20 protein-coding genes are annotated in these 25,519 nt (G+C 45.0%); 10 read left to right on the top strand and 10 right to left on the bottom strand.

All coding sequences use genetic code 11. The features are described from left to right. The first annotated feature begins 317 nt into the window (after nucleotides 1-317). Both AB6E85_RS11845 and yjjX read left to right on the top strand, forming a co-directional pair. Nucleotides 318-2,696 (top strand): putative bifunctional diguanylate cyclase/phosphodiesterase, encoded by a 2,379-nt coding sequence (locus AB6E85_RS11845; protein ID WP_372142758.1) that lies wholly within the window; start codon nucleotides 318-320, stop codon nucleotides 2,694-2,696. Further along, nucleotides 2,659-3,180 (top strand): inosine/xanthosine triphosphatase, encoded by a 522-nt coding sequence (gene yjjX, locus AB6E85_RS11840; RefSeq protein WP_372142756.1) that lies wholly within the window; start codon nucleotides 2,659-2,661, stop codon nucleotides 3,178-3,180. The genes AB6E85_RS11845 and yjjX overlap by 38 nt, the downstream gene beginning before the upstream one ends. 119 nt (nucleotides 3,181-3,299) lie before the next feature. Here yjjX and trpR read toward each other — a convergent pair whose 3' ends face one another. Together trpR and sltY are read right to left on the bottom strand one after the other, a co-directional pair. Next, entirely contained in the window at nucleotides 3,300-3,593 is a 294-nt protein-coding gene (trpR, locus tag AB6E85_RS11835; RefSeq protein WP_048615039.1) for a trp operon repressor, read from the bottom strand. A 172-nt stretch (nucleotides 3,594-3,765) separates the two neighbouring features. Next, the gene (gene sltY, locus AB6E85_RS11830) at nucleotides 3,766-5,715 is read right to left on the bottom strand and encodes a murein transglycosylase (protein ID WP_372142754.1); all 1,950 of its coding nucleotides are present in this window, start codon (nucleotides 5,713-5,715) and stop codon (nucleotides 3,766-3,768) included. 263 nt (nucleotides 5,716-5,978) lie between these two features. Between sltY and ettA the strand changes: the two genes are divergently transcribed. The 3 genes from ettA to AB6E85_RS11815 all read left to right on the top strand — a co-directional run bounded on the left by ettA (nucleotide 5,979) and on the right by AB6E85_RS11815 (nucleotide 9,165). After that, nucleotides 5,979-7,646: an energy-dependent translational throttle protein EttA gene (gene ettA, locus AB6E85_RS11825; protein ID WP_017071393.1), complete on the top strand. Its 1,668-nt coding sequence runs from the start codon at nucleotides 5,979-5,981 to the stop codon at nucleotides 7,644-7,646. A 90-nt stretch (nucleotides 7,647-7,736) separates the two neighbouring features. Further along, nucleotides 7,737-8,105: a PilZ domain-containing protein gene (locus AB6E85_RS11820; protein WP_372142752.1), complete on the top strand. Its 369-nt coding sequence runs from the start codon at nucleotides 7,737-7,739 to the stop codon at nucleotides 8,103-8,105. A gap of 49 nt (nucleotides 8,106-8,154) precedes the next feature. Next, nucleotides 8,155-9,165, top strand: a complete 1,011-nt coding sequence (locus AB6E85_RS11815) for a M23 family metallopeptidase (protein ID WP_248338860.1) — start codon at nucleotides 8,155-8,157, stop codon at nucleotides 9,163-9,165. 143 nt (nucleotides 9,166-9,308) lie between these two features. Here the strand turns inward: AB6E85_RS11815 and tyrA are convergent, their stop codons facing one another. The 3 genes from tyrA to nagZ all read right to left on the bottom strand — a co-directional run bounded on the left by tyrA (nucleotide 9,309) and on the right by nagZ (nucleotide 12,864). Next, nucleotides 9,309-10,436 carry a bifunctional chorismate mutase/prephenate dehydrogenase gene (gene tyrA / locus AB6E85_RS11810; RefSeq protein WP_372142750.1) on the bottom strand — a complete coding sequence of 376 codons (1,128 nt, stop codon included), beginning with the start codon at nucleotides 10,434-10,436 and terminating at the stop codon, nucleotides 9,309-9,311. 118 nt (nucleotides 10,437-10,554) lie between these two features. Continuing rightward, the gene (locus tag AB6E85_RS11805; RefSeq protein WP_017059354.1) at nucleotides 10,555-11,628 is read right to left on the bottom strand and encodes a 3-deoxy-7-phosphoheptulonate synthase; all 1,074 of its coding nucleotides are present in this window, start codon (nucleotides 11,626-11,628) and stop codon (nucleotides 10,555-10,557) included. Between the two features lie 246 nt (nucleotides 11,629-11,874). After that, on the bottom strand, nucleotides 11,875-12,864 hold the full coding sequence (gene nagZ, locus AB6E85_RS11800) for a beta-N-acetylhexosaminidase (RefSeq protein ID WP_050644335.1): 990 nt from the start codon (nucleotides 12,862-12,864) through the stop codon (nucleotides 11,875-11,877). Between the two features lie 121 nt (nucleotides 12,865-12,985). Here nagZ and AB6E85_RS11795 point away from each other — a divergent pair, with 121 nt between their 5' ends. Together AB6E85_RS11795 and murQ are read left to right on the top strand one after the other, a co-directional pair. Continuing rightward, nucleotides 12,986-14,101, top strand: a complete 1,116-nt coding sequence (locus AB6E85_RS11795; protein ID WP_372142748.1) for an anhydro-N-acetylmuramic acid kinase — start codon at nucleotides 12,986-12,988, stop codon at nucleotides 14,099-14,101. A gap of 45 nt (nucleotides 14,102-14,146) precedes the next feature. Next, on the top strand, nucleotides 14,147-15,067 hold the full coding sequence (gene murQ / locus AB6E85_RS11790) for an N-acetylmuramic acid 6-phosphate etherase (protein ID WP_050651903.1): 921 nt from the start codon (nucleotides 14,147-14,149) through the stop codon (nucleotides 15,065-15,067). Between the two features lie 91 nt (nucleotides 15,068-15,158). On the opposite strand, the gene AB6E85_RS11785 is transcribed toward murQ, so the two are convergent. Continuing rightward, nucleotides 15,159-15,509 carry a DUF2799 domain-containing protein gene (locus AB6E85_RS11785; RefSeq protein WP_017098352.1) on the bottom strand — a complete coding sequence of 117 codons (351 nt, stop codon included), beginning with the start codon at nucleotides 15,507-15,509 and terminating at the stop codon, nucleotides 15,159-15,161. A gap of 332 nt (nucleotides 15,510-15,841) precedes the next feature. Here AB6E85_RS11785 and AB6E85_RS11780 point away from each other — a divergent pair, with 332 nt between their 5' ends. The 3 genes from AB6E85_RS11780 to btsR all read left to right on the top strand — a co-directional run bounded on the left by AB6E85_RS11780 (nucleotide 15,842) and on the right by btsR (nucleotide 20,098). Beyond that, nucleotides 15,842-17,335, top strand: coding sequence for a carbon starvation protein A (locus tag AB6E85_RS11780; RefSeq protein ID WP_048615024.1), 1,494 nt, complete (start codon nucleotides 15,842-15,844; stop codon nucleotides 17,333-17,335). 254 nt (nucleotides 17,336-17,589) lie between these two features. Continuing rightward, entirely contained in the window at nucleotides 17,590-19,260 is a 1,671-nt protein-coding gene (locus tag AB6E85_RS11775) for a sensor histidine kinase (RefSeq protein ID WP_017080271.1), read from the top strand. 106 nt (nucleotides 19,261-19,366) lie between these two features. Next, a complete protein-coding gene (gene btsR / locus AB6E85_RS11770; protein ID WP_372142746.1) occupies nucleotides 19,367-20,098 on the top strand; it encodes a two-component system response regulator BtsR in 732 nt (243 codons plus the stop codon). A gap of 157 nt (nucleotides 20,099-20,255) precedes the next feature. Here btsR and ispH read toward each other — a convergent pair whose 3' ends face one another. From ispH to ileS, 4 genes are all read right to left on the bottom strand, one after another. Further along, on the bottom strand, nucleotides 20,256-21,212 hold the full coding sequence (gene ispH, locus AB6E85_RS11765) for a 4-hydroxy-3-methylbut-2-enyl diphosphate reductase (protein WP_086971441.1): 957 nt from the start codon (nucleotides 21,210-21,212) through the stop codon (nucleotides 20,256-20,258). A gap of 158 nt (nucleotides 21,213-21,370) precedes the next feature. Next, the gene (fkpB, locus tag AB6E85_RS11760; protein ID WP_372142744.1) at nucleotides 21,371-21,802 is read right to left on the bottom strand and encodes an FKBP-type peptidyl-prolyl cis-trans isomerase; all 432 of its coding nucleotides are present in this window, start codon (nucleotides 21,800-21,802) and stop codon (nucleotides 21,371-21,373) included. Nucleotides 21,803-21,951: 149 nt separating this feature from the next. After that, a complete protein-coding gene (lspA, locus tag AB6E85_RS11755) occupies nucleotides 21,952-22,452 on the bottom strand; it encodes a signal peptidase II (protein WP_004735054.1) in 501 nt (166 codons plus the stop codon). A 160-nt stretch (nucleotides 22,453-22,612) separates the two neighbouring features. After that, entirely contained in the window at nucleotides 22,613-25,471 is a 2,859-nt protein-coding gene (ileS, locus tag AB6E85_RS11750) for an isoleucine--tRNA ligase (protein WP_048606798.1), read from the bottom strand. Nucleotides 25,472-25,519: the final 48 nt, after the last annotated feature.

The following is a 25,519-nucleotide window of genomic DNA, read 5'->3' as shown; positions in this document are numbered from 1 at the left end:
GCTTTTAGCTAACATAAGTATTTGGCCTACAGTAGGCCAAATACTTAAATCACCCTCTAGCCGAATACTATTCGAGCTAAGAACACATCCCCTAGCATGCCTGAGAAACAATTCACTTGTTTCGCACATTCGGCACGCATACTCGCTCCACTGCTTACGCCTTTCTAACAAAAAACTCATTAGTAGCTTTTTTATCAATAAAGACAAAACCTTACCCCCTTCACAGGAAATCATCGAACTACGTGTAATTAATAGCGAGTAAGCATTAAGTAACATAAACTTACGCGCTTAAATTATAAATAGTGTTGTCATTAACTATGAAGCTAAGTACTAAAATCTTACTACTGATAGCCCCTGTGATACTGATCAGTACCGCGGCTTCTAGCTATATTATTTACTCGACACAGAAAAGTAGCTTCATCAAACGCGAAGACAACGCACTTCAGCTGAACATGGAGAAACTAGCCGGTTACTTTCGCCAATCTCGTTCGTTCCTCAATAGCTACTCTTACACCTTGACCCAGAGTGATATGGTGAAGCGTTATTTTCTCACTGACCAAAATCGATCTCGCGATCTTGAACTGGTCAGTAACCTTCGAGAAGCCATACATTTCCTGCAAGATGACGATGAAAGCTATACAGGTTTAGCACTTCTTAGTGGTGATCGAAAACTGCGTTACTACGCGGATAATAGCAACGACTCACGCACTCAGATTGACAGTAAGATATTGGAATACGTTGACCAACACTATCAAGACACCTTAGCAACATCGAGTACCAACTATATTCAAAACTCCCAAGGCGAAGGAATGTTGGTTCACTACGACAAGGTAGATAGAAAAGCGATTTTCCCAACCGCAAGCAATCAGCCCGACGATGTGTTCTTTGTTGTTGTCTCTGTCTCTCTCGACAAGTTTAATGCGCTGAGAAAACAAATAGAGTTCGACTACCAAACCAGTTTGTTCTTCACATCCATAGCGGTTTCTTTGGAAAATGATGTTACTCACTCAGTCAAGCTTGCACCAGAACTGTACGCCACGGTCGATCCGGCGCAATTCCTGTTGGAAAACAAGCTAGATTCGATTTGGAACAAGCTGAGTTTGTCGTTTGCATTGTCTGCATTGGTGACAGTCGCTCTGCTACTCATGCTTCTGTCTCGCACCGTGATTACTCCAATAACACGGCTCGATCGACAGCTACAGCAAGTCGAAAAAAAACAACGGAAAAACATTGAACGCTTAGGTACTCGTGATGAACTTGGCCGCTTATCACAGCGTTTTTATGACATGTACCAAGAGCTAGACAACACCTACCAGCAAACCAAACTCTTGGCCGAAAATGATCAGTTAACCCAGATAGCCAATAGGCATCAGTTTCAAACCTTCGTTCAGCAATCGTTGCCAAAACCGAGTTCGAATACCGAAACCTGGGTTCTCTATTTTGACTTGGACAACTTCAAGTTTGTGAACGACAAATACGGACATCAAATCGGCGACTCGATTCTGGTCTCTTTTGCTCAGCGTATTTCAGATATTTGTCGTCATTATAAAGAGGAGTTCGACGCTCACTGCATGCCAGCCCGACTTTCTGGAGACGAGTTCGTTGTCTACATTAACGCTCCTAGTCACCGAGGAAATGTCGCGCATCGATTCTCGAACGATTTGCTCACTCCACTGCAAAAAGGCTTTGTCACCGAATCAGGCAGCTTTCCGATCACGGTCAGTATTGGTATTGCGACCTACCCTAATGATGGCAACTCAATCGAGAAGCTTCTGTCCAACGCGGATACCGCGATGTACCAAGCCAAGCGTGCCGGTAAAAACCAATTTGCTGACTATTCACGGGATTTAGACAAAGCCATTCAGCGCCAAGCAGACATTGAACGTGCGCTTAGAGGTAAGAATTTTGATGATGAATTCAGGCTCGTTTACATGCCCTACATGGATTCCACCGGGACTGATGTTATTGGCGTTGAGGTGTTATTGCGTTGGAATTCAAAGCAACTTGGTTTGGTTCCACCAGATGAGTTCATTCCAATAGCCGAACAAACCGGGCTGTTTGAACATGTTGACCGCTGGGTAATACAGAATGCGTTTGCTTCATTCCATCGACTTCAGGCTCAATTTGATCACTCAATTCAATTGTCGATCAACCTATCTTCTGCTGGCATTGAAACCACTCACCTTGCGGGTTTCATTAAAGAACACGCGGAGTTAAATCGAATCCCACCAAGCCTGATCGATTTTGAAATCACGGAAACCTTTTACTCAAATTCAGAAGGCTTTCCATTGCTGAACGAACTGTCATGCATGGGCTATCGACTGGCGATTGATGATTTTGGTTCCGGTTATACCTCTATCACTCAACTGGTGCAGTATCCAACTCAGAAAATTAAATTGGATAAAGCGTTTTTGGATACCTTAATTGAGACCGATAACCAGAACATCGTAAAACCGGTTATCGGGTTGTGTCATGCTCAGGGGAAAAAGGTCACCGCCGAAGGGATTGAAACTCAAGGCATGCACCAGTGGTTACAGGATGCACAGTGCGATATGCTGCAAGGCTATTACTTTGGTAAACCTATGCCATTAGAAGAGTTGAGTGAATGGTACCGGGAACATCAACTCAATCTAATCGACAACAAAAAGAATCCGACACATGAAATCTGTAATCATCGCATCGCTGAACCCTGCTAAAATTAAGGCCGTTAAAAGTGCGTTCTTATCTGCTTTTCCTGATACTGAATTTGATTTCCAAGGCATCAGCGTCCCTAGCGGTGTCGCCGATCAACCGATGAGCAATGATGAAACCTATCAAGGTGCGGTGAATCGAGTTCACAACGCAACTCAAGCTCAGCCTGATGCAGACTTCTATGTTGGTCTAGAAGCGGGAATAGAAACAAACGTTACCTTTGCTTGGATGGTGATCGAAGCGAATGGTCAACGTGGCAAGTCTCGTTCAGCAAGCCTGATGCTGCCACCAGCCGTGCTAGAAAAACTAGAGCATGCAAACGAATTAGGGGATGTGATGGATGAAGTGTTTGGTACCGATAACATCAAACAGAAAGGTGGTGCCATTGGCCTACTGACACATAACCAACTGTCACGCAGTTCGGTCTATCATCAAGCTTTAATTTTAGCTCTGATCCCATTTGTGAATCCTGAGCACTTTCCTATTTAGTACTTCGCTAAATTTCGAAGCTCAGAGAACAATCTTCAGAAACAAAAAACGCTAACATTCAGTTAGCGTTTTTTATCGAATTCGTATTCGCACTATCCAGTGATAGCTTAATTCCGTTATTACTTTAGCAATAGGTCGGCGATCACGGCTTTCTCTTGCTCAGATTTGGCCTTTAGCTCATTTGAGCCTCTAGTTATCGTCGCTACGCCTACGCCCAGCATTTGACTCACCTGTCGTTGAGACATATCGCCTTTCATCAGCTCACAGAAGATATTAATTCGAGCAACCAGAGCATCTCGCTCGTCTGGTGTCATCATCATGGTCAACAACAGCTCGTGCTGATCTTTTTCGACAGCCGTCTTTACCAAGTCCATCAGTTGTTGCCAATTATCATATTCAGGTTGTGATGCCATATCTCTACACTTACTTTTAAATTCTGACTTTAAAGAGTCGCTTAACGATTGAAAGCGTTTAACACTTTATACCGAAACACTTGATGCGATCCAATGTAAAAAGGCAGTAAGTGGAAATGGTTCGCACTCACTGCCTTTATTCTTACTCAGTTTCGGGCCAAATGCCGAAGGCTTAGTATTTCGTTTTTGCCTCATGGGGCGCTAAAAACGTCCCTTTCTCACCCAAGATATCTCGATAGTAGGTCTCAAACATCAAGATATTCTGAACGTAACCGCGAGTCTCTTTGAATGGAATCATCTCGATAAATGCAAAAGCATCGAGCTTTTCATCGCTGCGTGAACGCCACTGTTTGACACGGCTAGGCCCAGCATTATAAGCCGCAAACGCAAAGATACGGTTGTCATCATATTGAGCGAGTAAACCATCTAAGTAGTGACTGCCAATCTCAATGTTCTTGCCGACATCATAAAGATCATCGCTGCCCTGATACTTAATCTTATGTTTATTCGCCGTATATTGCGCCGTCTTTGGCATAATTTGCATGATGCCACGCGCGCCAACTGGAGAGCGAGCCTCTGAATCCATCGCACTCTCTTGCCTTGCCAAAGACATCAAAGTGATTGGATCCAGATCGTGCTTCTCGGCGTAGAAGTTAAACCACCACTTATGAGCGACTGGGAAGCGTAAAGCTATGTTGTCCCACATCTTCGCCGAGATGCTCGCCGTTACCATAAAGTGATTCCAACGCTGCGTCGCAGCATGAGCCGCAAGCATCGCTTTTTGGTCTTTGTCTGCATTAGTTAATAACCAGCGCCATTCACTTTTCGCTGCCGCAATTTTGTCTCGGTCAATCAGTTCACCAATACGCACCAAAGAGGTGTCGAATGGCTTCACTGTTTCAGCATTGTATTTAAGTGTCGATGTTGGATATTGAACTGGCTTACCTAACTGCTTAGCCGCAGCCACACTGTAGAAATTACGCTGACCCAAGATATCTGCCAGTCGCTTATTGCCTTTGTCAGTATCGCCGGTCGCGATTTCAGCTCTGCCCTGCCAATATTGCCAACGAAGCGAAGCCTGATGTTTATCATCCAAGCGCGCTATCCACTCTTTCAAACCCGTCCAATCGGCATGTTGAATCGCTAAGCGAGCACGTCGTTCGAGAAGAACTTGCTTTGATGAACTCGCGAGCATTTTGTCGCGCCACACCATTAACTCTTCAGAGTCGGTGTTGATCAGACGAAACGTTAGGTAATCAGCGAGCTCTTGAGATTTCTCTTTCGAAAACTTCTGAGCCTTGATGACATCATCAAACACCTTTTGAGCACTGCTTGATGATTTCCTTGCTAGCTTCTCGAAAGCAAACTCGGTTTGAGCTTGGTAGAATTCATTCGCTGGGTGTTTTTTAGCAAACGCGAGTACATTTTCAGGCTTGTTGTACAGCTCCTTCATCTGTTTTGCTTGAGCAATTGACTCATCATGATCCAATTGCTTAATCAGATAGCTCATTAACTTACCGTTACGGCCCTCGAACGCTAGCAACATTCTATCCAGAATCAGCTCATCGGTTCTTAGCCCAGCTTGATCCCAGCTTTTAAATAGAGGGTCACAAGCGTCATCAACACCACTGCCACTCAACCAAAGTTGTTTAGCCCCTTTAAAAGCAAGCTCTTGATTGCCTTGTTCGTAATGCGCTCGATAATAAATACATTGGTATTTTTCACCGACAGGCTCTTTGGTTTGAAACTCAAGGATCGTCTTCCACTGTTTTTGAGAAGCCAATGAGTCCAAATAAGGTGCGCGCATTCGATTGGAGAAAGGCAATGCCTTGTTCTCTTCAATGAAAGCATCGACCTCTGCTGGCGTACGTTCACCTAAACCTAATAAAAAGGCACGATAATCGGTATAAGGTGTTAAAGGGTATGTTTGAATTTTGTTACGTAACGCGGAGTAAGCTTTTAGGTCACGGTTATCTAAAACCTCTTGCGCTCTATCATAAACGTCACGCTGCATTTCAAGCTCGGAGGCATTGCTAGCCATAGCGACCGGAGCCAGTGAAACCGAAGACAAAATTGCCGATGCAGCCACAGCAATTTTCGTATTACCAATGCGGAAAAACATTCGCTCTTTCCTTAGTGCGTGTATGAATACGTGAAGTCTATTTACGCCCGACATCACATCAAATGTAAAGGATTTGAGTGTAAATATTATTAATATTTAACACTTCGCCTCAGAAGCCTATTAAATATAGTTTTAATGACCAATGTGACAATAATAGGTAAGGATTGGTTCAAGAGTGGCTTTTCTGTCCTAGGAGTAACATCTTTGAGGATATTGGTATAAAATAGCAGACAATTTTGAACAATAATTAGGATCGATCGGCAATGGCTGAATACGTATATACCATGTCTCGGGTGAGCAAAACTGTTCCACCTAAGCGTCAAATTCTTAAAGACATTTCTCTTAGCTTTTTTCCTGGCGCTAAAATCGGTGTTTTGGGTCTAAATGGTTCAGGTAAATCTACCCTACTACGTATCATGGCTGGTATTGATACTGATATTGATGGTGAAGCACGTGCACAACAAGGTCTTAAAGTAGGTTATCTACCACAAGAACCTGTGCTAGACGAATCAAAAACTGTTCGTGAAATCGTAGAAGAAGCGGTTTCTGACGTTGCTGACGCACTTAAGCGTATTGATGCGGTTTACGCAGCTTACGCAGAACCAGATGCAGATTTCGATGCACTTGCTAAAGAGCAAGGCGAACTAGAAGCTCTGATTCAAGCAAAAGACGGTCACAATTTAGAGACTGCTCTAGAGCGTGCTGCTGATGCACTTCGTCTTCCTGAGTGGGATGCGAAAATTGAATTCCTATCAGGTGGTGAGCGTCGTCGTGTTGCTATCTGTCGTCTACTTCTTGAAAAGCCAGACATGCTGCTTCTTGATGAACCAACCAACCACTTGGATGCAGAATCAGTAGCATGGCTTGAGCACTTCCTTGTTGATTACAGCGGTACTGTTGTGGCGATTACCCACGACCGTTACTTCCTAGACAACGCAGCTGGCTGGATTCTAGAACTTGACCGTGGTGAAGGTATCCCATGGGAAGGTAACTACACGTCTTGGCTAGAGCAAAAAGACGAGCGTCTTAAGCAAGAAAAAGCGGGCGAAAGCGCACGTCAAAAGACAATCGAAAAAGAACTTGAATGGGTTCGTCAAAACCCTAAAGGCCGTCAAGCTAAGTCTAAAGCTCGTATGGCTCGTTTTGAAGAACTGACGACAGGCCAATACCAGAAGCGTAACGAAACCAACGAACTGTTCATCCCGCCAGGTGAGCGTCTAGGTGATAAAGTTCTTGAAGTGAACAACCTAACTAAATCGTTTGGTGATCGCGTTCTTATCGACGACCTATCGTTCAGCATGCCTAAGGGTGCAATCGTCGGTATCGTTGGTGCCAACGGTGCAGGTAAATCAACACTATTCAAGATGCTAAGTGGTGCAGAACAGCCAGATTCAGGTTCGGTTGTACTAGGTGAAACCGTTAAGCTTGCTTCTGTTGATCAGTTCCGTGACAGCATGGACGACACTAAGACAGTATTCCAAGAGATCTCTGAAGGCGCTGATATCATTAAGATCAACAACTTCGAAATCCCTGCGCGTGCTTACTGTTCTCGTTTCAACTTTAAAGGCAACGACCAACAGAAGATCATCGGTGAGCTTTCTGGTGGTGAGCGTAACCGTGTTCACTTAGCGAAACTGCTAAAAGCGGGCGGTAACGTACTGCTACTCGATGAGCCTACCAACGACCTTGACGTTGAAACGCTACGTGCTCTTGAAGAAGCACTGCTTGAATTCCCTGGCTGTGCAATGGTTATCTCGCATGACCGTTGGTTCCTTGACCGTATTGCGACCCATATCTTAGACTACCGTGATGAAGGTCAAGTTAACTTCTACGAAGGTAACTATACTGAGTACACTGAGTGGCTTAAGCAGACTCTAGGCGCACAAGCGGCAGAACCTCACCGTATCAAGTACAAGCGTATCGCTAAGTAAATAAGCTTGTATTTTGAACAAAGGCCGCGATAATAGCGGCCTTTGATATATCTGGCTTACGTGTAATGCATCGATATAGAGAGATTACTTATGGTTGAAAGACGTCAATTTTCACGAGTTATTTATCAAGTCCCGACTGAGATATCACAAGGACACGTAAATGTATCAGGCTCAGTGCAAGACTTATCACTCCATGGTTTACTCATTCAATGCAATGAATCAAAACAACTTAGCTATGATGTCCCTGTTCAAGTGAGCCTTAAACTCGAAAACAGTGATATCAATATTCAGTTAGAAGCAAGGATAGTCTCTACCATCAATACCTCAATGCGTTTACGCATAGAGCATTTAGATATTGATAGTATCAGCCACCTTAAGCGTCTTGTAGAGCTTAATGTTGGCGACGATGAACTGCTTTATAGAGAGATTGAACATCTTACCGATTTAGGTAGTGAGTGACATCTCCATTACCCTTTTTCTATTAGAAGCATTTAGTTAATACAGAACCATGTCTAAAAAACTATCCATTACTATTCCCTCTAGTCAGGGGGAACAGACGTTTTACTTCGGCCGTAAGGCCGTGCTCATTTGCACTACTGCCATTTTTTCAGTACCGCTATTAATTGGCGGAGCGGCGTACATGCACTTCGAGAGTAAACAAGAACTCGCAATGCAAGCAGGTGATGCCCAACAGTTGATTGAAACGCTGATTGTCGAAAAAGAACAAACAGAATTTCTTTATGCTGAGCAAGTAGAAACCAACCATTCACTATCGCAAACACTGACCGAGAAAGAAGGCACGATTCAGCTGCTTGGTAAGCGTGTATTCGATGTGGAATCAGTACTGGGTCTTGCTGATGAAGAACTGCTTACCGATGATATTTCTTTAGAAGATCGCATTGATGCGGCTGCAGTCGATTCAGCAGTAAGAGCCACGATGTTCCGTTTGATTCCAAACGACAGTCCGATGGCTTATCAACGTATCTCTTCTTCTTATGGTAGCCGCACTAACCCTATTTCAGGGAAACGCCATGTACATACTGGTATCGATTTAACGTGTAAGCGTGGTGAAGATATTGTCGCGCCCGCAGATGGAGTCATTGAAACAGTACGCCCAAGTAAAAAAGGCTTCGGCAACTTTATTACTATGCGTCACTCGTTTGGTTTCATGAGTTCTTATGCACACCTACAGAAATTCAAGGTACGTAGCGGTCAGTTTGTGAGTAAAGGCGATGTCATCGCGAGCTGTGGTAATTCAGGTAACTCAACCGGCCCACACTTGCATTATGAAGTACGCTTCCTTGGTCGTTCACTGAACCCTCAATACTTAATGGATTGGACACCGGAAAACTTCAACTACGTGTTCGAGAAAGAGAAAAAGGTTAAGTGGGGCCCACTGGTTCAACTGATTGATAATGTGGTTCGCTTACAGATCAACCTGACTAACGTGCCTTACATTAGCTCAACCATCGACACGGTATCGAGTGAAGAGAGCAAAAAACCTATCACGACTAACTAGTTGTTAATGAATAAGAACTGTTGGTTTGGCCTATGATGATCTAATTGCTTTTAGTCTACTGTAGGCCAAATGCTTTCATAGCGTTCAGCACAAACAAAAAGAGCGACCAGATGGTCGCTCTTTTTTATGATTTCAAATCAGTATTAACCACGATGAATCGAGTCATGTGCTTGTTTTAGAAGACTTTGGCTCTCTTGCAAGAATTGTTGTGAGTAGTCACCAAACCAATCACTCACTTGGTTGAAGCTCTCAACAAACTTAGCCTTATCTTTGCCATCTAGGATTTGTAACGCTTCTCCGAAACAGCTATGGAAGCGTCGAATCATCTCAATATTCTCATCTGAAGAAAGAATGATATCACCGTACAAGTTCGGGTCTTGAGCAAACAAACGACCAACCATCGCAATCTCAAGTCGGTAGATTGGCGAGCTTAGCGTCAGAAGTTGATCAATGTTCGGGTTCTCTTTACTCAGGTGTAAGCCGTAAGCAAAAGAGGTGAAGTGACGAAGTGCTTGAATCAATGTCATGCCGTGATCGTGTTCAGCTGCATCCATCTGGCAAAGACTCGCGCCCCAAATACCAAATTGATTCAGTAGCCATTGGTAGCTTTCAGCACCACGGCCATCACTGTAAACAATCACTTGTTTCGCAAGGCTTGGAACATCAGGGCCAAACATTGGGTGCAATCCAACCACTGGGCCTCGGTGCATGTTCATCATTGCTTGCAGAGGTTTAGATTTAATTGACGTCAAATCACATAGAATACAATCGCTTGGTAGGTTACCTAGTTTCGCAATCACACCTTCCGTTAGGTGAATTGGAACCGTAACAACCACAAGCCCAGCATTATCTAAGATTTCGTCGGCCTTATCCCAATCTTGGCTGCCGAGGATCTTCACTTCGTAGCCAGACAGTTTGAACATACGACCAAACAAGCCACCAAGTTGACCATTACCACCAACGATAACCACTGAACGTAACTCTGGGTTAAGACACTTAAAGCCAGAATCTTTCTCACTGGCATAAGACTCACGCATAGTACGACGCAAAATATCTTCGATTAACTGTGGTGGAACCCCTATTTTCTCGGCTTCTTGACGACGAGATGCCAGCATCGCAGCTTCACGTTCTGGTACATAAATAGGTAAACCATGTTCACTTTTTACTTCGCCTACTTTCTCTACTAGAGCAAGGCGTTGAGCCAGTAAATCCAACATTTGTTTATCGACAGCATCGATTTGGTCGCGTAATTCGTTCAGTTCAACGGCCATTTTATTCCTTACTAATCTATAAGCCCGTGCCAATCTATAAGCCCACAATCACGCAGGTTCGCTAGCAACAGATCTTAAAATGCCCCATTAGATGAGGCACTTAAATTTAAAACTCTGACTAACCTTTCAAGCGGTTCTCTAAGAACGGGACTAATTCCGTATGTGCATGTTTCAATAGTGCCTCAGTTGAATCCCAATTGATACACGCGTCGGTAATAGAAACGCCGTATTTCATCTCATTGAGAGGTATATCCGAAGATTGGTTTCCTTCGTTAATATGGCTTTCAATCATCAGGCCGATAATCGACTTGTTGCCTTCACGAATTTGGTGAATCACATCTTCTGCAACTAAAGGTTGGCGACGGAAATCTTTACGAGAGTTCGCGTGGCTACAGTCGACCATTAGCGCGGCCTCTAAACCAGATTTACCCAGCTCTTGCTCACATTCGTGTACCGATACTGAATCGTAGTTCGTCTGCTTACCGCCACGTAAAATCACGTGACCATTTGGGTTACCTTGCGTTGTTAGTAGTGCAACTTGACCTTCGCGGCTGATACCCATGAAACGGTGGCTAGAAGAAGCCGCCTGCATTGCATTGATTGCAGTGCCTAGGTTGCCATCTGTACCGTTTTTAAAACCGATTGGCATTGAAAGACCACTTGCCATCTCACGGTGAGTTTGAGATTCAGTCGTACGAGCGCCAATTGCCGCCCAACTGAAGGTATCTGCTAGGTATTGCGGGCTGATTGGATCTAATGCTTCAGTCGCTAGTGGGATTTCCATCTCAGCGAGTTCAACAAGTAGCTCACGGCCAACATGCAGACCATGCTCAATATCGAAAGTGCCGTCTAGATGAGGGTCATTGATCAAACCTTTCCAACCGACAGTGGTACGAGGCTTCTCAAAGTAAACACGCATAACAATATACAGTTGATCGCTAAGTTGCTCAGATAAGGCTTTAAGGCGTTTCGCGTACTCTTTCGCAGCTTCAATGTCATGGATAGAACATGGGCCACATACAACAAGCATGCGATGATCTTTCTTATGAATGATGTTTGCGATAGTTTGACGAGACTCTTGAATGAAACGACGAGCATTATCACTCAAAGGCAGTTTTGCTTTTAACTCCTCAGGAGTAATCAGTACCTGTTCGTCGATGATATTGACATTGCTTAATTCACTTTTCTGCATAACTCAACCTGTATATTTATTTTTACACCCAACATTTCCATTTGGGCTAACAATCTTTAAAAACACAATAACAGCTAAAAAAACGATTGCAAGTGTAAACAATAAAAAACATTCGATGTAAATTAATATTTACACATTAACTTTAACTCACTCTAAGAGGTAAATAGGTTTAAACCACGGATCACACATACAAAAAAGGCGATATTTATCATATCGCCTTATCTAAAATTATTATGTGTTTATTTATCACTCACTACCTAGCATTCGCTTAATCGTCTCTGAGGTCTCTTTCCACCTAGCATCCGAGTGAAGTGTCGACAAATCAAAGCTGTGTTTTTTAAGCAATGAGTTGGCTAAAGGCACCTCTTGAATCGCTAAGTGATCCAGAGCTTCAATTTGTGCATCTCGTTTATTACACATCAACACCATGTCACAACCTGCATTCAAAGCCGCTTTCGCTCTGTCGGCTGGTCCGCCCATTATGGCAGCGCCTTCCATCGTTAAATCGTCGGAGAACACCAAGCCTTTGAATCCAAGCTGCTGCTTCAATACTTTTTGTAGCCAATACTGTGAACCGCTCGCTGGTTGATCATCATAGTGAGAGAAAACCACGTGAGCTGGCATCATGGCATCCAATATTCCAGCTTCAATTTGCGCCTTAAAGATTGCCATGTCGGTTTCAAAGATATCGTCTCTAGGGTCATATGGCGTCTCTAAGTGTGAGTCAGCAATCACGCCACCGTGTCCAGGGAAGTGCTTGCCTGTCGTCGCCATGCCAACCGACTTCATGCCTTTGATGAAAGCGCTGCTATGACGAACAATGGTATCAATATCTTCACCAAACGCTCGGCTACCAATCGCTTTACAGTCGTAGCCTTTGTCTAATACTGGCGCAAAGCTCAGATCGATATCATGGGCAATCAATTCTGCCGCCATCAACCAACCCGCTTGTTCTGCTAACTGTTCGCCATTATTCTTGGTCGCAAATTCCTGAGCAGCTGGGATAATTGAAAAGCCATCGCGGAAGCGCTGAACTCGGCCACCTTCTTGGTCAACACCAATCAAAATAGGACGTTTCGCTACCTTGCGGATCTCTTTGTTTAACGCCGATAGCTGTTTGCTATCGTGGTAGTTTCGAGCAAATAAGATGAGACCACCAACAGTTGGGTGCTCTAAAATTTCTCTGTCTTCAGCTGTCAGCTCGTAGCCTGCAACATCAACCCACAACGGTCCCATATTTATCCCTTATTAAACCTAATTTCATAAACTTCCCGAGATTATTCTCTTTAAATTTGCTTTACAATGTTTTTAAACCAATCTGTGGAAGACTTTAAGAATGCAGTGCAAGAGCTTAGGAATGGATCATAAAGAACTGTATATCGGTGTGATGTCGGGGACGAGCATGGACGGCGTAGATACAGCCCTAGTGTCGATTGAAGATACGCGCATCACATTGCTAGCTCATGATGAGTTCCCAATGCCTGACGACCTCAAAGCACGTCTGCTTGAAGTTTGTATTGGTCAGAAAACCGATTTAATTGCCATTGGAGAACTCGACCACCAGCTTGGTCATCTGTTTGCTGATGCAGTTCTTCAACTTCTCGACAAGTCAGATACACCTGCATCATCCGTGACTGCGATTGGTAACCATGGCCAAACAGTATTCCACCAGCCAACCGGTGATTCGCCATTTACCATGCAGTTGGGTGACGCCAATATCATTGCCGCTAAAACACAGATTCAAACAATCGCCGACTTCAGACGCAAAGACATGGCGCTTGGCGGGCAAGGTGCACCATTAGTCCCCGCCTTCCACCATACAATTTTCCACCCGCGAAACAGCTCGGTTGTGGTGTTGAACATTGGTGGAATTTCGAATATTTCAGTGCTGCGCCCGAATCAGCCGACTCTTGGTTATGATACAGGCCCGGGCAATATGTTGATGGACGCTTGGGTTGATAAACACACGGGTAATAAGTTTGACCGTGATGCGCAATTTGCGCTTAAAGGCCAACTAAATCAAGCCTTGCTCAAACAGTTGCTATATGAGTCTTATCTATCTCAAATGCCACCGAAAAGTACTGGCAGAGAGCTGTTTAATCTACCGTGGCTAGAGCAAAAATTAACAGAATTTAAAGACCTTGCAGCAGAAGATGTTCAGCGCACGCTTTGTGAATACACCGCATTGACGATAGCCAATGAAGTGGAGACTTATCGCTTGGGTGACCAACCCGCTTTGTATGTGTGTGGCGGTGGTACACGAAATCCATTGTTGATGAAGAGACTGTCTGAACTTCTTTCGAGTTGGGAGGTTGACTCAACCACCAGTAAAGGCGTGGATGCCGATTACATGGAAGCGATGGCCTTTGCGTGGCTTGCTCAGCGTCATGTTCATCAACTGCCAAGCAATTTACCAGAAGTGACTGGCGCAAGCAGAGCTGCCTCTCTAGGCGTTCTCTATCGTGCTGACTAAACAAATTTAGAACCATCATTTTAGAATCACCATTTAAGGATCATTATGAGTAACGACGCTCTCATATCAGCGCTCTCGCACCTCGTTTCGGAGGGGAGAAACCCTGACACTATGGATATTGATCTGCTCACCTCTCTCGAAGTGGTTGAAAAGATTAACCAACAAGACAAGCAAGTCCCACTGGCAATTGAAGCGGAACTGCCACAGATCGCGAAAGCGGTCGATAAAATTGCTCATGCCTTTCAAAACGGTGGTCGACTGATTTATATGGGCGCAGGCACCAGTGGTCGATTAGGTGTGCTAGACGCATCAGAATGCCCACCGACTTTCGGAGTTTCAGACAAGATGGTTATCGGCCTAATTGCTGGCGGACCAGAGGCGATTTTAAAAGCCAAAGAAGGTGCAGAAGACTCGCTGACTCTCGGTATTGAAGACCTCAAAGCAATTCAGTTTTCAGAAAATGATGTCGTGGTGGGTATTGCTGCGAGCGGTCGTACGCCTTACGTGATTGGTGCACTCAACTATGCCAATCAGCTTGGCGCAGTAACGGTTGCATTGTCTTGTAACCCTGATTCTCCGATTGCTGAAATCGCTCAAATCGCAATTAGCCCGGTGGTTGGCCCAGAAGCATTGACTGGTTCAACACGACTCAAATCAGGTACAGCACAAAAGCTGGTGCTTAATATGTTGACCACAGCCAGCATGATTCGCATTGGTAAGAGCTACCAAAACCTGATGGTCGACGTAAAAGCGACCAATGAAAAGTTGGTTGCCCGCGCTGCTCGTATCGTTATCCAAGCAACGGAGTGTGACAAAGCACTGGCGGTGTCGACACTTAAAGCGACTGATTACGATGTGAAGCTATCGATTTTGATGATTCTAACAGGGCTAGATTTAGAACTGGCCAAGGCTCAGCTTGATAAGCAAAATGGCTTCTTGAGAAAAGCCGTCGAGAATAATCAGTAATCTAGATTGTGACTCTCGCGACATACAAAAAGACCAGTTCACACGCGGTACTGGTCTTTTTTAGTTTTAATTTGTTTTCGCTAGCTTGGGCTTAATAGTCGTTTGAGAACTCGTCCCAGCCGCGTTGCCATTCCATGCGGAAACGTTGAGCGTCTTCCGTACCAGAACACACGCCTTCATACACCTGACCAGATAAACCAATCTGATAAGCATGGTTCGGATTACAATATTCAGTCACACCTAGGTGATAACCTTCTGTGTAACTCGCTTGATCGACTGCGCCAAGCTCAGTCATCTCTGAATACGAACGCTGAGTGTGGCCTTTGATACCATCACGATAGCCAATCTCTTGCCAATTGCCTTCAGCTGCTAAATCTTGAACATTGGCGCTGCATCCTGCAAGGCTAAATGCCACGGCGAATAGTGCGATTATTTTTTTCATTTCAGTCCTTTATATTTACCTAGCCACTTCCTGACGAAGCGTTGCCTTTGTGGTGATTCTCCGCTGAACACTGGCTGATGTCCACTTATGTCTGCTATCTGCCACTGATATCTATTGGTGACCGCTTAAAGCTGATAAACCGCCACTTGCCAGAAGCAAGACACTTCTCAACACGAATAACCAACCGCTCTTCAAACGTAGCAAACCACTCAATCAGTTATAACACCACTTAATTGACTATTCGACCACTCACTCTCATAGCGGAAGTTTCTTCTCATACTCTTCTTTAATATACACCCTGACTTAATTAATACATTCAGGGATAACAGATTATGATGTGGTTTCTTACCTGTGTTGCAGCACTCATTGGTGGCTACTTTATTTACGGTGCCTTTATCGAGAAGATTTTTGGTATCAATGAAAAGCGTCAAACACCTGCTCACACCAAACAAGATGGCGTGGACTACGTTCCAATGTCGACGCCAAAGGTTTACCTCGTTCAGCTGCTTAACATTGCAGGTGTAGGTCCAATCTTCGGCCCTATCATGGGTGCCCTTTACGGCCCAGCAGCGATGCTTTGGATCGTGCTAGGTTGTATCTTCGCAGGTGCAGTACACGACTACTTCTCAGGTATGTTATCTATCCGTAATGGTGGTGCTTCGGTTCCAACTATCACTGGACGTTACCTAGGCAATGGCGCAAAACACTTTATGAACATCTTTGCCATTGTTCTACTGCTTCTCGTTGGTGTTGTATTCGTATCTGCTCCTGCAGGCATGATCACTAACCTAGTGAACGACCAAACTGATTTCGCGATGTCTGCAACAACCATGGTTGTTATCATCTTTGCTTACTACATCATCGCAACGATTGTCCCTGTCGATAAAATCATTGGTCGCTTCTATCCACTGTTCGGCGCACTGCTTATCTTCATGTCTGTTGGCCTAATCACTGCGATTGGTCTATCTGACGAGCACCAAATCATGGGTGGCTTCGAGATGAAGGACATGTTCACCAACATGAACCCGAATGACCTACCACTTTGGCCTGCTCTATTCATCACTATCGCTTGTGGTGCTATTTCTGGCTTCCACGCAACTCAGTCTCCTTTGATGGCGCGTTGTATGGAAAACGAGAAAAACGGTCGCTTCGTATTCTACGGTGCAATGATTGGTGAAGGCATCATCGCTCTAATCTGGTGTGCACTTGCTCTGTCATTCTTCGGTTCAGTGGAGTCTCTATCTGACGCAATTGCAAACGGCGGCCCTGGTAACGTGGTATACAGCGCTTCATTTGGTCTACTGGGTGTATTCGGCGGTATCCTTGCTTTCCTTGGCGTGGTTATCCTACCAATCACCTCTGGTGACACAGCATTCCGTTCAAGCCGTCTTATCCTTGCTGAATACTTCAACATGGAACAGAAAACACTTCGTAACCGCCTGCTGATGGCTCTACCACTGTTCGTTATCGGTGGCATCTTGACTCAAGTTGATTTCGGTATCATCTGGCGCTACTTCGGTTTTGCTAACCAATCAACAGCAGTAATGATGTTATGGACGGCTTCGGCTTACCTACTTCGTCACAACAAGCTGCACTGGGTAACTACGGTTCCAGCTGTGTTCATGACATCTGTGTGTATCACATTCATCCTGAACAACAGTCAATTAGGCTTCGGTCTACCAATGCAAATCTCGACCATCATTGGTGTGGTGAGTGCACTAGGTGTTGCGGCTTACGTTATCAAGATTTCAAAAGGCAAAGGCGATATCGACCTTGCTGATGAAAAAGAAGAGAAAGAAGCAAAAGGCGTAACCAAAACTGCCTAGTTCTTTCAGACTCTGATAAAAGAGACACGTCTTCATAGAGAGACAAAAGAACAGCCAAACACACTTCGCTTGCTCACGTAATCACCCAGTGATTCGTGGAAATTAAGACTAAAGCCCGTCCTCTGTGATGGGCTTTACTGTATCTCAGCATTGAGAAGCAATCGTCGCTCGATATAACCAACGAAAATACAAGCAAAGCTACCGTTACCACGCAATGAGCTTTACACTTAACAAGCGTCTCAATAGGTGAAAATATGGAACTCATTCTCTCTCTGCTGCAACAAACCTGTGTCTACTTAGTGATTGCTTACATGCTAAGTAAAACGCCATTGATTCTCCCTTTGTTGAGCATTTCTTCGCGCTTAAGCCATAAAATCAGCTGCTACGTTCTGTTTTCCCTATTCTGTATTATGGGCACCTATTTTGGACTGCAGATTAATGACGCGATAGCCAACACTCGTGCGATGGGTGCGGTAATGGGTGGTCTGTTTGGCGGCCCTGTCGTTGGCTTTGCCGTCGGCTTTACTGGTGGTATTCATCGTTACTCATTAGGTGGCTTCACAGACTTAGCTTGTGCTATTTCCACCACAGCAGAAGGCTTGATTGGCGGCCTGTTACACGTTTATCTCGTGAGAAAGAACAAAGCCAGCCAGCTGTTTAATCCATTGGTGGTTTTCTCTGTGACCTTGTTTGCAGAGATTATTCAGATGCTGATTCTGCTAGCGGTCGCAAAACCCTTCGAACAATCCTATGCTCTGGTTTCCGATATTGCGGCGCCAATGATCATTGCTAACTCGGTTGGGGCAGCGCTGTTCATGAGCATCATCCAAGACAGGAAAACCATCTTCGAAAAGTACTCGGCTACCTTCTCACGCCGCGCATTAACCATCGCCGAGCGTTCGGTGGGTATTTTGCATGGCGGGTTCAATTCCGATAACGCACAAAAAATCGTACGTATCGTTTATGAAGAGACCAACGTAGGTGCGGTAGCGATTACCGACCGAGAAAAAATCCTCGCGTTCGTTGGCATTGGCGATGAACACCATATTCCAAATACCCCGATTTCATCGCAAAGCACGCTCACTTCGATGGAACAGAACGACATCATCTATCTTGATGGCAAAGAGAACCCATACCAATGCTCCCTATCGCAGGATTGTAAATTGGGCTCTGCGCTAATTATTCCACTCCGCGCGGGTAACGAAGTGGTCGGCACCATCAAACTGTATGAGCCAAAACTAAAGCTGTTCTCAACCATCAATATGTCGATGGGTGAAGGTATCGCTCAGCTATTATCGAGCCAGATCCTATTTAGCAACTACCAGCAGCAGCAAACGCTACTGACACAAGCAGAAATCAAACTACTGCACGCTCAAGTGAACCCGCACTTCTTGTTCAATGCGCTTAACACCATCAGCGCAGTAACACGCCGTGACCCAGATAAAGCTCGAGAGTTGATTCAACACCTGTCTCACTTCTTTAGAAGCAACCTAAAGCAGAACATCAACACCGTGAAGCTCAAAGACGAACTGGCACACGTCAACGCTTACCTGACCATAGAGAAAGCACGCTTTACCGATCGACTAGAAGTGGAATGGGATATCGACCCGCAACTTTATGAGTCACAATTGCCTAGCTTTACCCTGCAACCGCTAGTAGAAAACGCCATCAAACATGGGATATCCAATATGTTGGAAGGCGGAAAAGTGAAGATCTCTAGCGAGGCTTTCGAAGGTGGATTCAAGTTAACCGTTGAAGACAATGCAGGTAATTATCAGAAGCCATCTCAAGATCATGTAGGATTAGGGATGGAAATTGTTGATAAACGACTCACTAATTTCTTTGGACAAGATTCAGCACTAAAAATAGAATCTCAACCACAGCAATTTACTCGAATGAGCTTTATCATACCTATACTCAAATAATGGTATTTTCGGGGGACGGATTGCTCCGAGTTGAAACATTTAGAAGCAGACATTTAAAAGATAAGCGTGAACCAAGCAGGGATAGAACCAAGATGAAGATTGTAGGATGTTAAAGGCATTAGTTGTCGATGATGAGCTTTTTGCTCGCGAAGAGCTGATTGAGCTGCTGACCGAAACCGGAGAAGTGGAAATCATTGGCCAAGCAAGTAACGCCATCGAAGGACTGAAACAGATCAACCAACTCAAGCCTGATGTCGTGTATTTGGATATCCAAATGCCGCAGGTTACCGGGATTGAGCTGTTAAGCATGCTTGACCCAGATACTATGCCTTACGTGGTATTCGTCACCGCCTATGACCAATATGCGATTCAAGCCTTTGAAGATAACGCTTTTGATTACCTACTTAAGCCAGTCGAGCCTTGTCGATTAAACAAGAGCGTTTGTCGCCTGAATAAGGTTATCAAACAAAATCAGAAAGCACCAGAACAGAACATCTCAGCGATTGCTCCCTGTCACTTAGAGCAGATCCCCTGTATCGGTCATAACCGCATTGTGATCATGGCAAGCCAAACGGTCGAGTGCGCCTATTCCGATATCAGTGGTGTGCATGTTCGTAGCTCATCGCAAACCGCGACCTCACAGTTAACGCTAAAGATCTTGGAAGATAAAACCGATTTGATCCGCTGTCATCGCCAATATTTGATCAACATAAAATCGATCCAAGAGATCAAACTGCTAGAGAATGGATTAGCGGAGATCATTACCCTGACCGGCTTTGAAGTGCCTGTCAGTCGTCGTTACTTAAAGACTTTAAAAGAGCAACTCGGTCTCCAGTAACGCGTTAGAAGTTAGACGCCTTGTTCCAAAGCACGATCAAAAAAGCCAACGTATCAACGTTGGCTTTCTACTGTTTACAAATCGATAGTGTTTACAAATCGATAGTGTTTACGAATCGCTAGTATCACGAATCGATCTAGTCACCAATCAATAGAGATTAGTCGACTTGCTTAATCTGTAGCTCTTTTGGTACTTCAAAGAACATGTTCTCTTCACGACCTTGAATCTCTTCAACGTCAGTCGCACCTAGCTCACGGATACGATCTAAGATTTGGTTTACCAACTCTTCAGGAGCAGAAGCACCCGCTGTCACACCAATTTTCTTTTTCCCTTCAACCCATTCAGTTTGAATGTCTTCAGGGCAATCTGTTAGGTAACCTGGCGTGCCTAGTTTCTCAGCCAGCTCTTTCAAACGTGTTGAGTTAGATGAGTTCTTAGAACCAACAACAATCACGACATCAACATCACCAGCCATCTCACGAATCGCGTCTTGACGGTTTTGTGTCGCGTAACAGATGTCGTCTTTACGTGGGCCTTGGATCTCAGGGAATACTCGACGTAGCTCTTCAATCACATCAGCGGTTTCATCTACTGATAACGTGGTTTGGCTAACGTAATGCAAGTTACTTGGATCATTCACCACTAGGTTTTGTACATCCTCTGGCTTCTCAACCAAGTACATTCCACCCGTTTGGCTCGCGTACTGACCCATGGTGCCTTCAACCTCAGGGTGACCCGCGTGACCGATCAGTACTACTTCCATATGTTTGCGGCTCGCACGAGCAACCTCCATATGAACTTTAGTCACCAAAGGACACGTCGCATCAAATACCGTTAACTCACGCTCTTTCGCTTCTTTACGAACCGCTTGAGAAACACCGTGAGCCGAGAAGATCACGATGTTGTCGTCTGGCACTTCACTCAGTTCTTCGACAAAAATAGCACCACGCTGCTTGAGCCCCTCAACAACAAAGCGGTTGTGTACCACTTCATGGCGAACATAGATCGGTGGCTGATACATTTCGAGTGCGCGCTCTACGATGCTGATCGCACGATCGACACCGGCACAAAAGCCACGAGGGTTAGCTAACATTATTTTCATTTCATTGCTCATCATTTACCGCGGTACTAAGGTTGTTTCTATAGAGTTCGCCGTCAGCGAGGTTCGCATTCTACAGTGAAGCGCCTAGACAGTGAAGCTCTGGGTTGTGTGTCACAGCTGTAAGGCTATCTTGTTCTAGCGTGAAGACAGCTATTCTACCGTTAAGATAATTAGTCCACAGCTAAGATATTGACGTCAAAGGTAACGTCTTGGCCAGCGAGTGGGTGATTAAAATCAACCGTCACTGAATCACCTGCGATCTCAGTAATAATACCTGGAATTTCCATACCGTCAGGACCTGAGAATGCCATGATAGTGCCCACTTCAACTTCAGAGTCGCCAACAAACTTAGCACGATCCATATAGTGAATATGATCTGGGTTTGGCATACCAAACGCGTCTTCCGCTCTCAGTTCGATAGACTTTTCAGTGCCGGCTTCAAGTCCAAGTAAGCACGCTTCAAAGTTCTCACTTAGGCTGCCATCGCCCATGACGAACTTCGCTGGCTTGCCCATATTTTCCGTACTATCGGCAACTGAACCATCCTTCATTTTAATCGTAAAATGTAGAGTTACTGCTGAATCATTTTTAATTGCTGCCACGTTACTTTCCTTAGATTTCTTTATTATTTGAGAACGCAATTTGCTTCGCTCTCATATTACTTGCAGCATAAAAAAAAGCGCCGTCGGAATCAACCGACAGCGCTTAGGGCTATTCTATTCTGTGAGTCATAGACTGACTTTGAGGCAAGCTATTTGCTTTCGTCTTTCTTACGGAAACCATCTAAGATGATCATCGCAGCACCGATACAGATTCCCATATCCGCTAAGTTAAATGCAGGCCAGTGGTAAGTGCCCCAGTAGAAGTCTAAGTAATCGACAACAAAGCCATGTACGACTCGGTCAAACACATTACCTACTGCGCCACCAATGATGATCGCATAAGCAATGTTATTCCACTTCTCTGCTGCTGGTAGTTTGCTCATCCAGTACGTCAGCATACCTGTTACCGCAAATGCGATACCCGTAAATAACCAACGCTGCCAACCACTTTGATCACTCAAGAAGCTAAACGCTGCACCGTAGTTATGCACGTACAAAAAGTTAAAGAATGGCAGCACCTCAATGCGATTTGCCCAGCCGTAACCCATGTTGTCCATGACAAAGAGTTTAATGCCGATATCAGCCAAGAAGACCAATAGAGCCAGCCATAACCAACGTACACCAGATTGTTTTAACGAAACTTCACTCATTTCTATTCCTAGTATTTACGAAGCGATTCCTCATTCGCACACTCGGTTTGAGTCGCCATGAAGAATCAGCTTGGTTAAACACATTTCCTATAACTAAAAATAACCCCAGTTGATACTGGGGCTATGATTTTTACAAAAAGTTCAGTCTTTCTCTGAGTCGTTATGCGAACTTACGCACTTCGCCTTCACCGTCGATGTTCGACACACAACGACCACAAACTTTCTCGTGACCTTCGATAGTGCCTACATCTGGAGTGTGGTGCCAGCAGCGGTCACACTTCTCAGCTTCAGTAGCCGCAACTTCAACGAATAGACCAGCAACGTCTGTCGCTTGCGCTGCATCAGACTTCTCGCTCAATGGCTTAACAACAGCGGCAGAAGTGATAAGTACAAAACGTAGCTCATCTTCTAGCTTGTTGATTTTAGCCGCTAGTGCATCGTCAGCGTATAGAGTAACTTCAGCTTGCAGTGCACCACCGATCGTTTTCTCTTTACGAGCATCTTCAAGAAGCTTATTCACTGCGCCACGAACAGACTGGATTTCAGTCCAGAATTCGTTGCTTAGCTCTTCTCCTTCTGCAAGACCAAATAGACCTTCGAACCACTCACCTGTGAATACGAACGTGTCGCGCTCACCTGGCATTTCATTCCAGATTTCATCTGCAGTGAACGACATGATAGGAGCCATCCAACGAACTAGAGCTTCTACGATGTAGTAAAGCGCCGTTTGACAGCTACGTTGAGCATGGCTGCCCTGCTTCGCTGTGTACTGACGGTCTTTAATTACGTCTAGGTAGAAAGAACCCATTTCGATAGAACAGAACTGCATTAGACGTTGAGTCACACCGTGAGTGTTGTACTCGCCGTATGCTTTAACAATCTCTTCTTGTGCAGCTTGAGCACGGCCAACAGCCCAGCGATCAAGTGCAACCATCTCTTCAGCAGGTACTAGGTCAGTTTCAGGGTTGAAACCGTTCAAGTTCGCTAGGAAGAAACGAGCCGTGTTACGAATACGACGGTAAGCATCCGCTGAACGCTTCAGGATTTCATCAGAAACCGCAACTTCACCCGTGTAGTCTGTAGAAGCAACCCATAGACGCAGGATATCTGCACCTAGCTTGTTGGTTACATCTTTAGGAGCAACAACGTTACCGATAGATTTAGACATCTTACGGCCGTTACCATCCACCACGAAACCGTGTGTTAGTACTTGCTTGTACGGTGCTTCGTCTTTCATCGCGATAGATGAAATTAGAGAAGACTGGAACCAGCCACGGTGTTGGTCTGAACCTTCAAGGTAAAGATCAGCACTGTGAGTACGCTCTTCGTTCGGGAAGTTGTACTCTTCGCGAGAATCAACAACAGAGAAGTGCGTCACACCTGAGTCGAACCATACGTCTAGCGTATCCATTACTTTTTCGTACTTATCAGCGTCTTCTGCGCCCATAAGTTCAGCAGCGTCTACATCCCACCAAGCTTGAATTCCTTTCTCTTCAACTAGCTTCGCTACTTTTTCAATAAGTGCAGGGCTTTCTGGGTGAAGTTCTGCTGTTTCTTTATGAACGAACAGAGCAATTGGCACACCCCAAGTACGTTGACGAGAGATACACCACTCAGGGCGACCTTCAACCATGCCTTCGATACGGCTTTGACCCCATTCAGGCAACCACTCAACACTCTTGATTGACTCTAGCGCTTTAGCACGTAGGCCAGCTTGATCCATAGAGATGAACCATTGTGGTGTTGCGCGGAAGATGATTGGAGTTTTGTGTCTCCAACAGTGTGGGTAGCTGTGCTCGTAAGCGTGGTGATGCAGAAGTGCACCTTTCTCTTTTAGAACTTCTAAAACAGAGTCGTTCGCTTTGAATACGTGCTGACCAGCAAATAGCTCAGTATCTGGCAGGTAAACGCCGTTTGAACCAACTGGGTTAGCGATTTCTAGGTTGTACTTTTTACCAACCACGAAATCCTCTTGACCGTGGCCAGGCGCAGTGTGAACCACACCAGTACCTGAATCTGTTGTAACGTGGTCGCCAAGAACTGCAGGAACAGTAAAGTCGTAGAACGGGTGGTTGAACTGAGAAAGCTCAAGATCAGCACCTGTAGCAAAACCAAGGTTATGGAAATGCTCGATACCTGCACGGTCCATTACGTCTTTTGCTAGATCAGAAGCAACAACGATACGTTGAGCAGGCTGGTCGCCATTCGCTTCAACTTGGATAAGCACGTATTCAAGATCATCACGTAGACATACTGCGCGGTTAGCAGGCAGAGTCCATGGTGTTGTCGTCCAGATAACGATAGAAATTTCGCCCTGACCCGCGTGGCCTTCAGCTAGAGTAAATTTCTCTAGAAGTGCCGCTTCGTCAGCTGCTGTAAATTTCACATCGATAGATGGAGAAACTTTATCTTTGTATTCAACTTCAGCTTCAGCCAGAGCAGAACCACAGTCAGTACACCAGTGAACTGGTTTGAAACCTTTAAGAAGGTGACCTTTATCTGCGATTTTGCCAAGAGAACGAATGATGTTCGCTTCAGTGCCGAAATCCATAGTGCGGTAAGGTTTGTCCCACTCGCCCATGATGCCAAGACGTTTGAAGCTCTCTTTCTGACCTTCAACTTGACCCGCAGCGTACTTACGACACTCTTCGCGGAATTCAGCAGCCGAAATCTTCTGACCAGGCTTACCTTTCTTCTTCTCAACCATTAGCTCGATTGGAAGACCGTGACAGTCCCAACCAGGGATGTACGGTGCATCAAAACCAGAAAGGGTCTTAGATTTGATAATAATGTCTTTAAGAATCTTATTCAGCGCGTGGCCAATGTGAATGTCGCCGTTCGCGTATGGAGGGCCATCATGCAGTACGAAAGATTTTTTACCTTTCTTTGCCTTACGGATTTCGCCGTAAAGATCTTCTTTGTACCAACGCTTCAGCATTTCTGGCTCACGATTTGCCAGATTGCCACGCATTGGGAACCCTGTTTCTGGTAAGTTCAGGGTATCTTTATAATCACTCATCGATTCTTAATTCCGTTATATTGGGCGAAGTTAGACATTATGTTAATC

Source organism: Vibrio sp. 10N.247.311.51 (assembly GCF_041467855.1).
Classification (GTDB): domain Bacteria; phylum Pseudomonadota; class Gammaproteobacteria; order Enterobacterales; family Vibrionaceae; genus Vibrio; species Vibrio coralliirubri.
Note: the sequence above shows the minus strand (reverse complement) of the source record. Positions and strands in the feature narration are given on the sequence as shown.

Bases quoted from the DNA above. Each gene is read 5' to 3' on its own strand.
- AB6E85_RS11845 (WP_372142758.1), top strand. From the start codon at position 318: ATGAAGCTAAGTACTAAAATCTTACTACTGATAGCCCCTGTGATACTG.
- yjjX (WP_372142756.1), top strand. From the start codon at position 2,659: ATGAAATCTGTAATCATCGCATCGCTGAACCCTGCTAAAATTAAGGCC.
- trpR (WP_048615039.1), bottom strand. From the start codon at position 3,593: ATGGCATCACAACCTGAATATGATAATTGGCAACAACTGATGGACTTG.
- sltY (WP_372142754.1), bottom strand. From the start codon at position 5,715: ATGTTTTTCCGCATTGGTAATACGAAAATTGCTGTGGCTGCATCGGCA.
- ettA (WP_017071393.1), top strand. From the start codon at position 5,979: ATGGCTGAATACGTATATACCATGTCTCGGGTGAGCAAAACTGTTCCA.
- AB6E85_RS11820 (WP_372142752.1), top strand. From the start codon at position 7,737: ATGGTTGAAAGACGTCAATTTTCACGAGTTATTTATCAAGTCCCGACT.
- AB6E85_RS11815 (WP_248338860.1), top strand. From the start codon at position 8,155: ATGTCTAAAAAACTATCCATTACTATTCCCTCTAGTCAGGGGGAACAG.
- tyrA (WP_372142750.1), bottom strand. From the start codon at position 10,436: ATGGCCGTTGAACTGAACGAATTACGCGACCAAATCGATGCTGTCGAT.
- AB6E85_RS11805 (WP_017059354.1), bottom strand. From the start codon at position 11,628: ATGCAGAAAAGTGAATTAAGCAATGTCAATATCATCGACGAACAGGTA.
- nagZ (WP_050644335.1), bottom strand. From the start codon at position 12,864: ATGGGACCGTTGTGGGTTGATGTTGCAGGCTACGAGCTGACAGCTGAA.
- AB6E85_RS11795 (WP_372142748.1), top strand. From the start codon at position 12,986: ATGGATCATAAAGAACTGTATATCGGTGTGATGTCGGGGACGAGCATG.
- murQ (WP_050651903.1), top strand. From the start codon at position 14,147: ATGAGTAACGACGCTCTCATATCAGCGCTCTCGCACCTCGTTTCGGAG.
- AB6E85_RS11785 (WP_017098352.1), bottom strand. From the start codon at position 15,509: ATGAAAAAAATAATCGCACTATTCGCCGTGGCATTTAGCCTTGCAGGA.
- AB6E85_RS11780 (WP_048615024.1), top strand. From the start codon at position 15,842: ATGATGTGGTTTCTTACCTGTGTTGCAGCACTCATTGGTGGCTACTTT.
- AB6E85_RS11775 (WP_017080271.1), top strand. From the start codon at position 17,590: ATGGAACTCATTCTCTCTCTGCTGCAACAAACCTGTGTCTACTTAGTG.
- btsR (WP_372142746.1), top strand. From the start codon at position 19,367: ATGTTAAAGGCATTAGTTGTCGATGATGAGCTTTTTGCTCGCGAAGAG.
- ispH (WP_086971441.1), bottom strand. From the start codon at position 21,212: ATGAGCAATGAAATGAAAATAATGTTAGCTAACCCTCGTGGCTTTTGT.
- lspA (WP_004735054.1), bottom strand. From the start codon at position 22,452: ATGAGTGAAGTTTCGTTAAAACAATCTGGTGTACGTTGGTTATGGCTG.
- ileS (WP_048606798.1), bottom strand. From the start codon at position 25,471: ATGAGTGATTATAAAGATACCCTGAACTTACCAGAAACAGGGTTCCCA.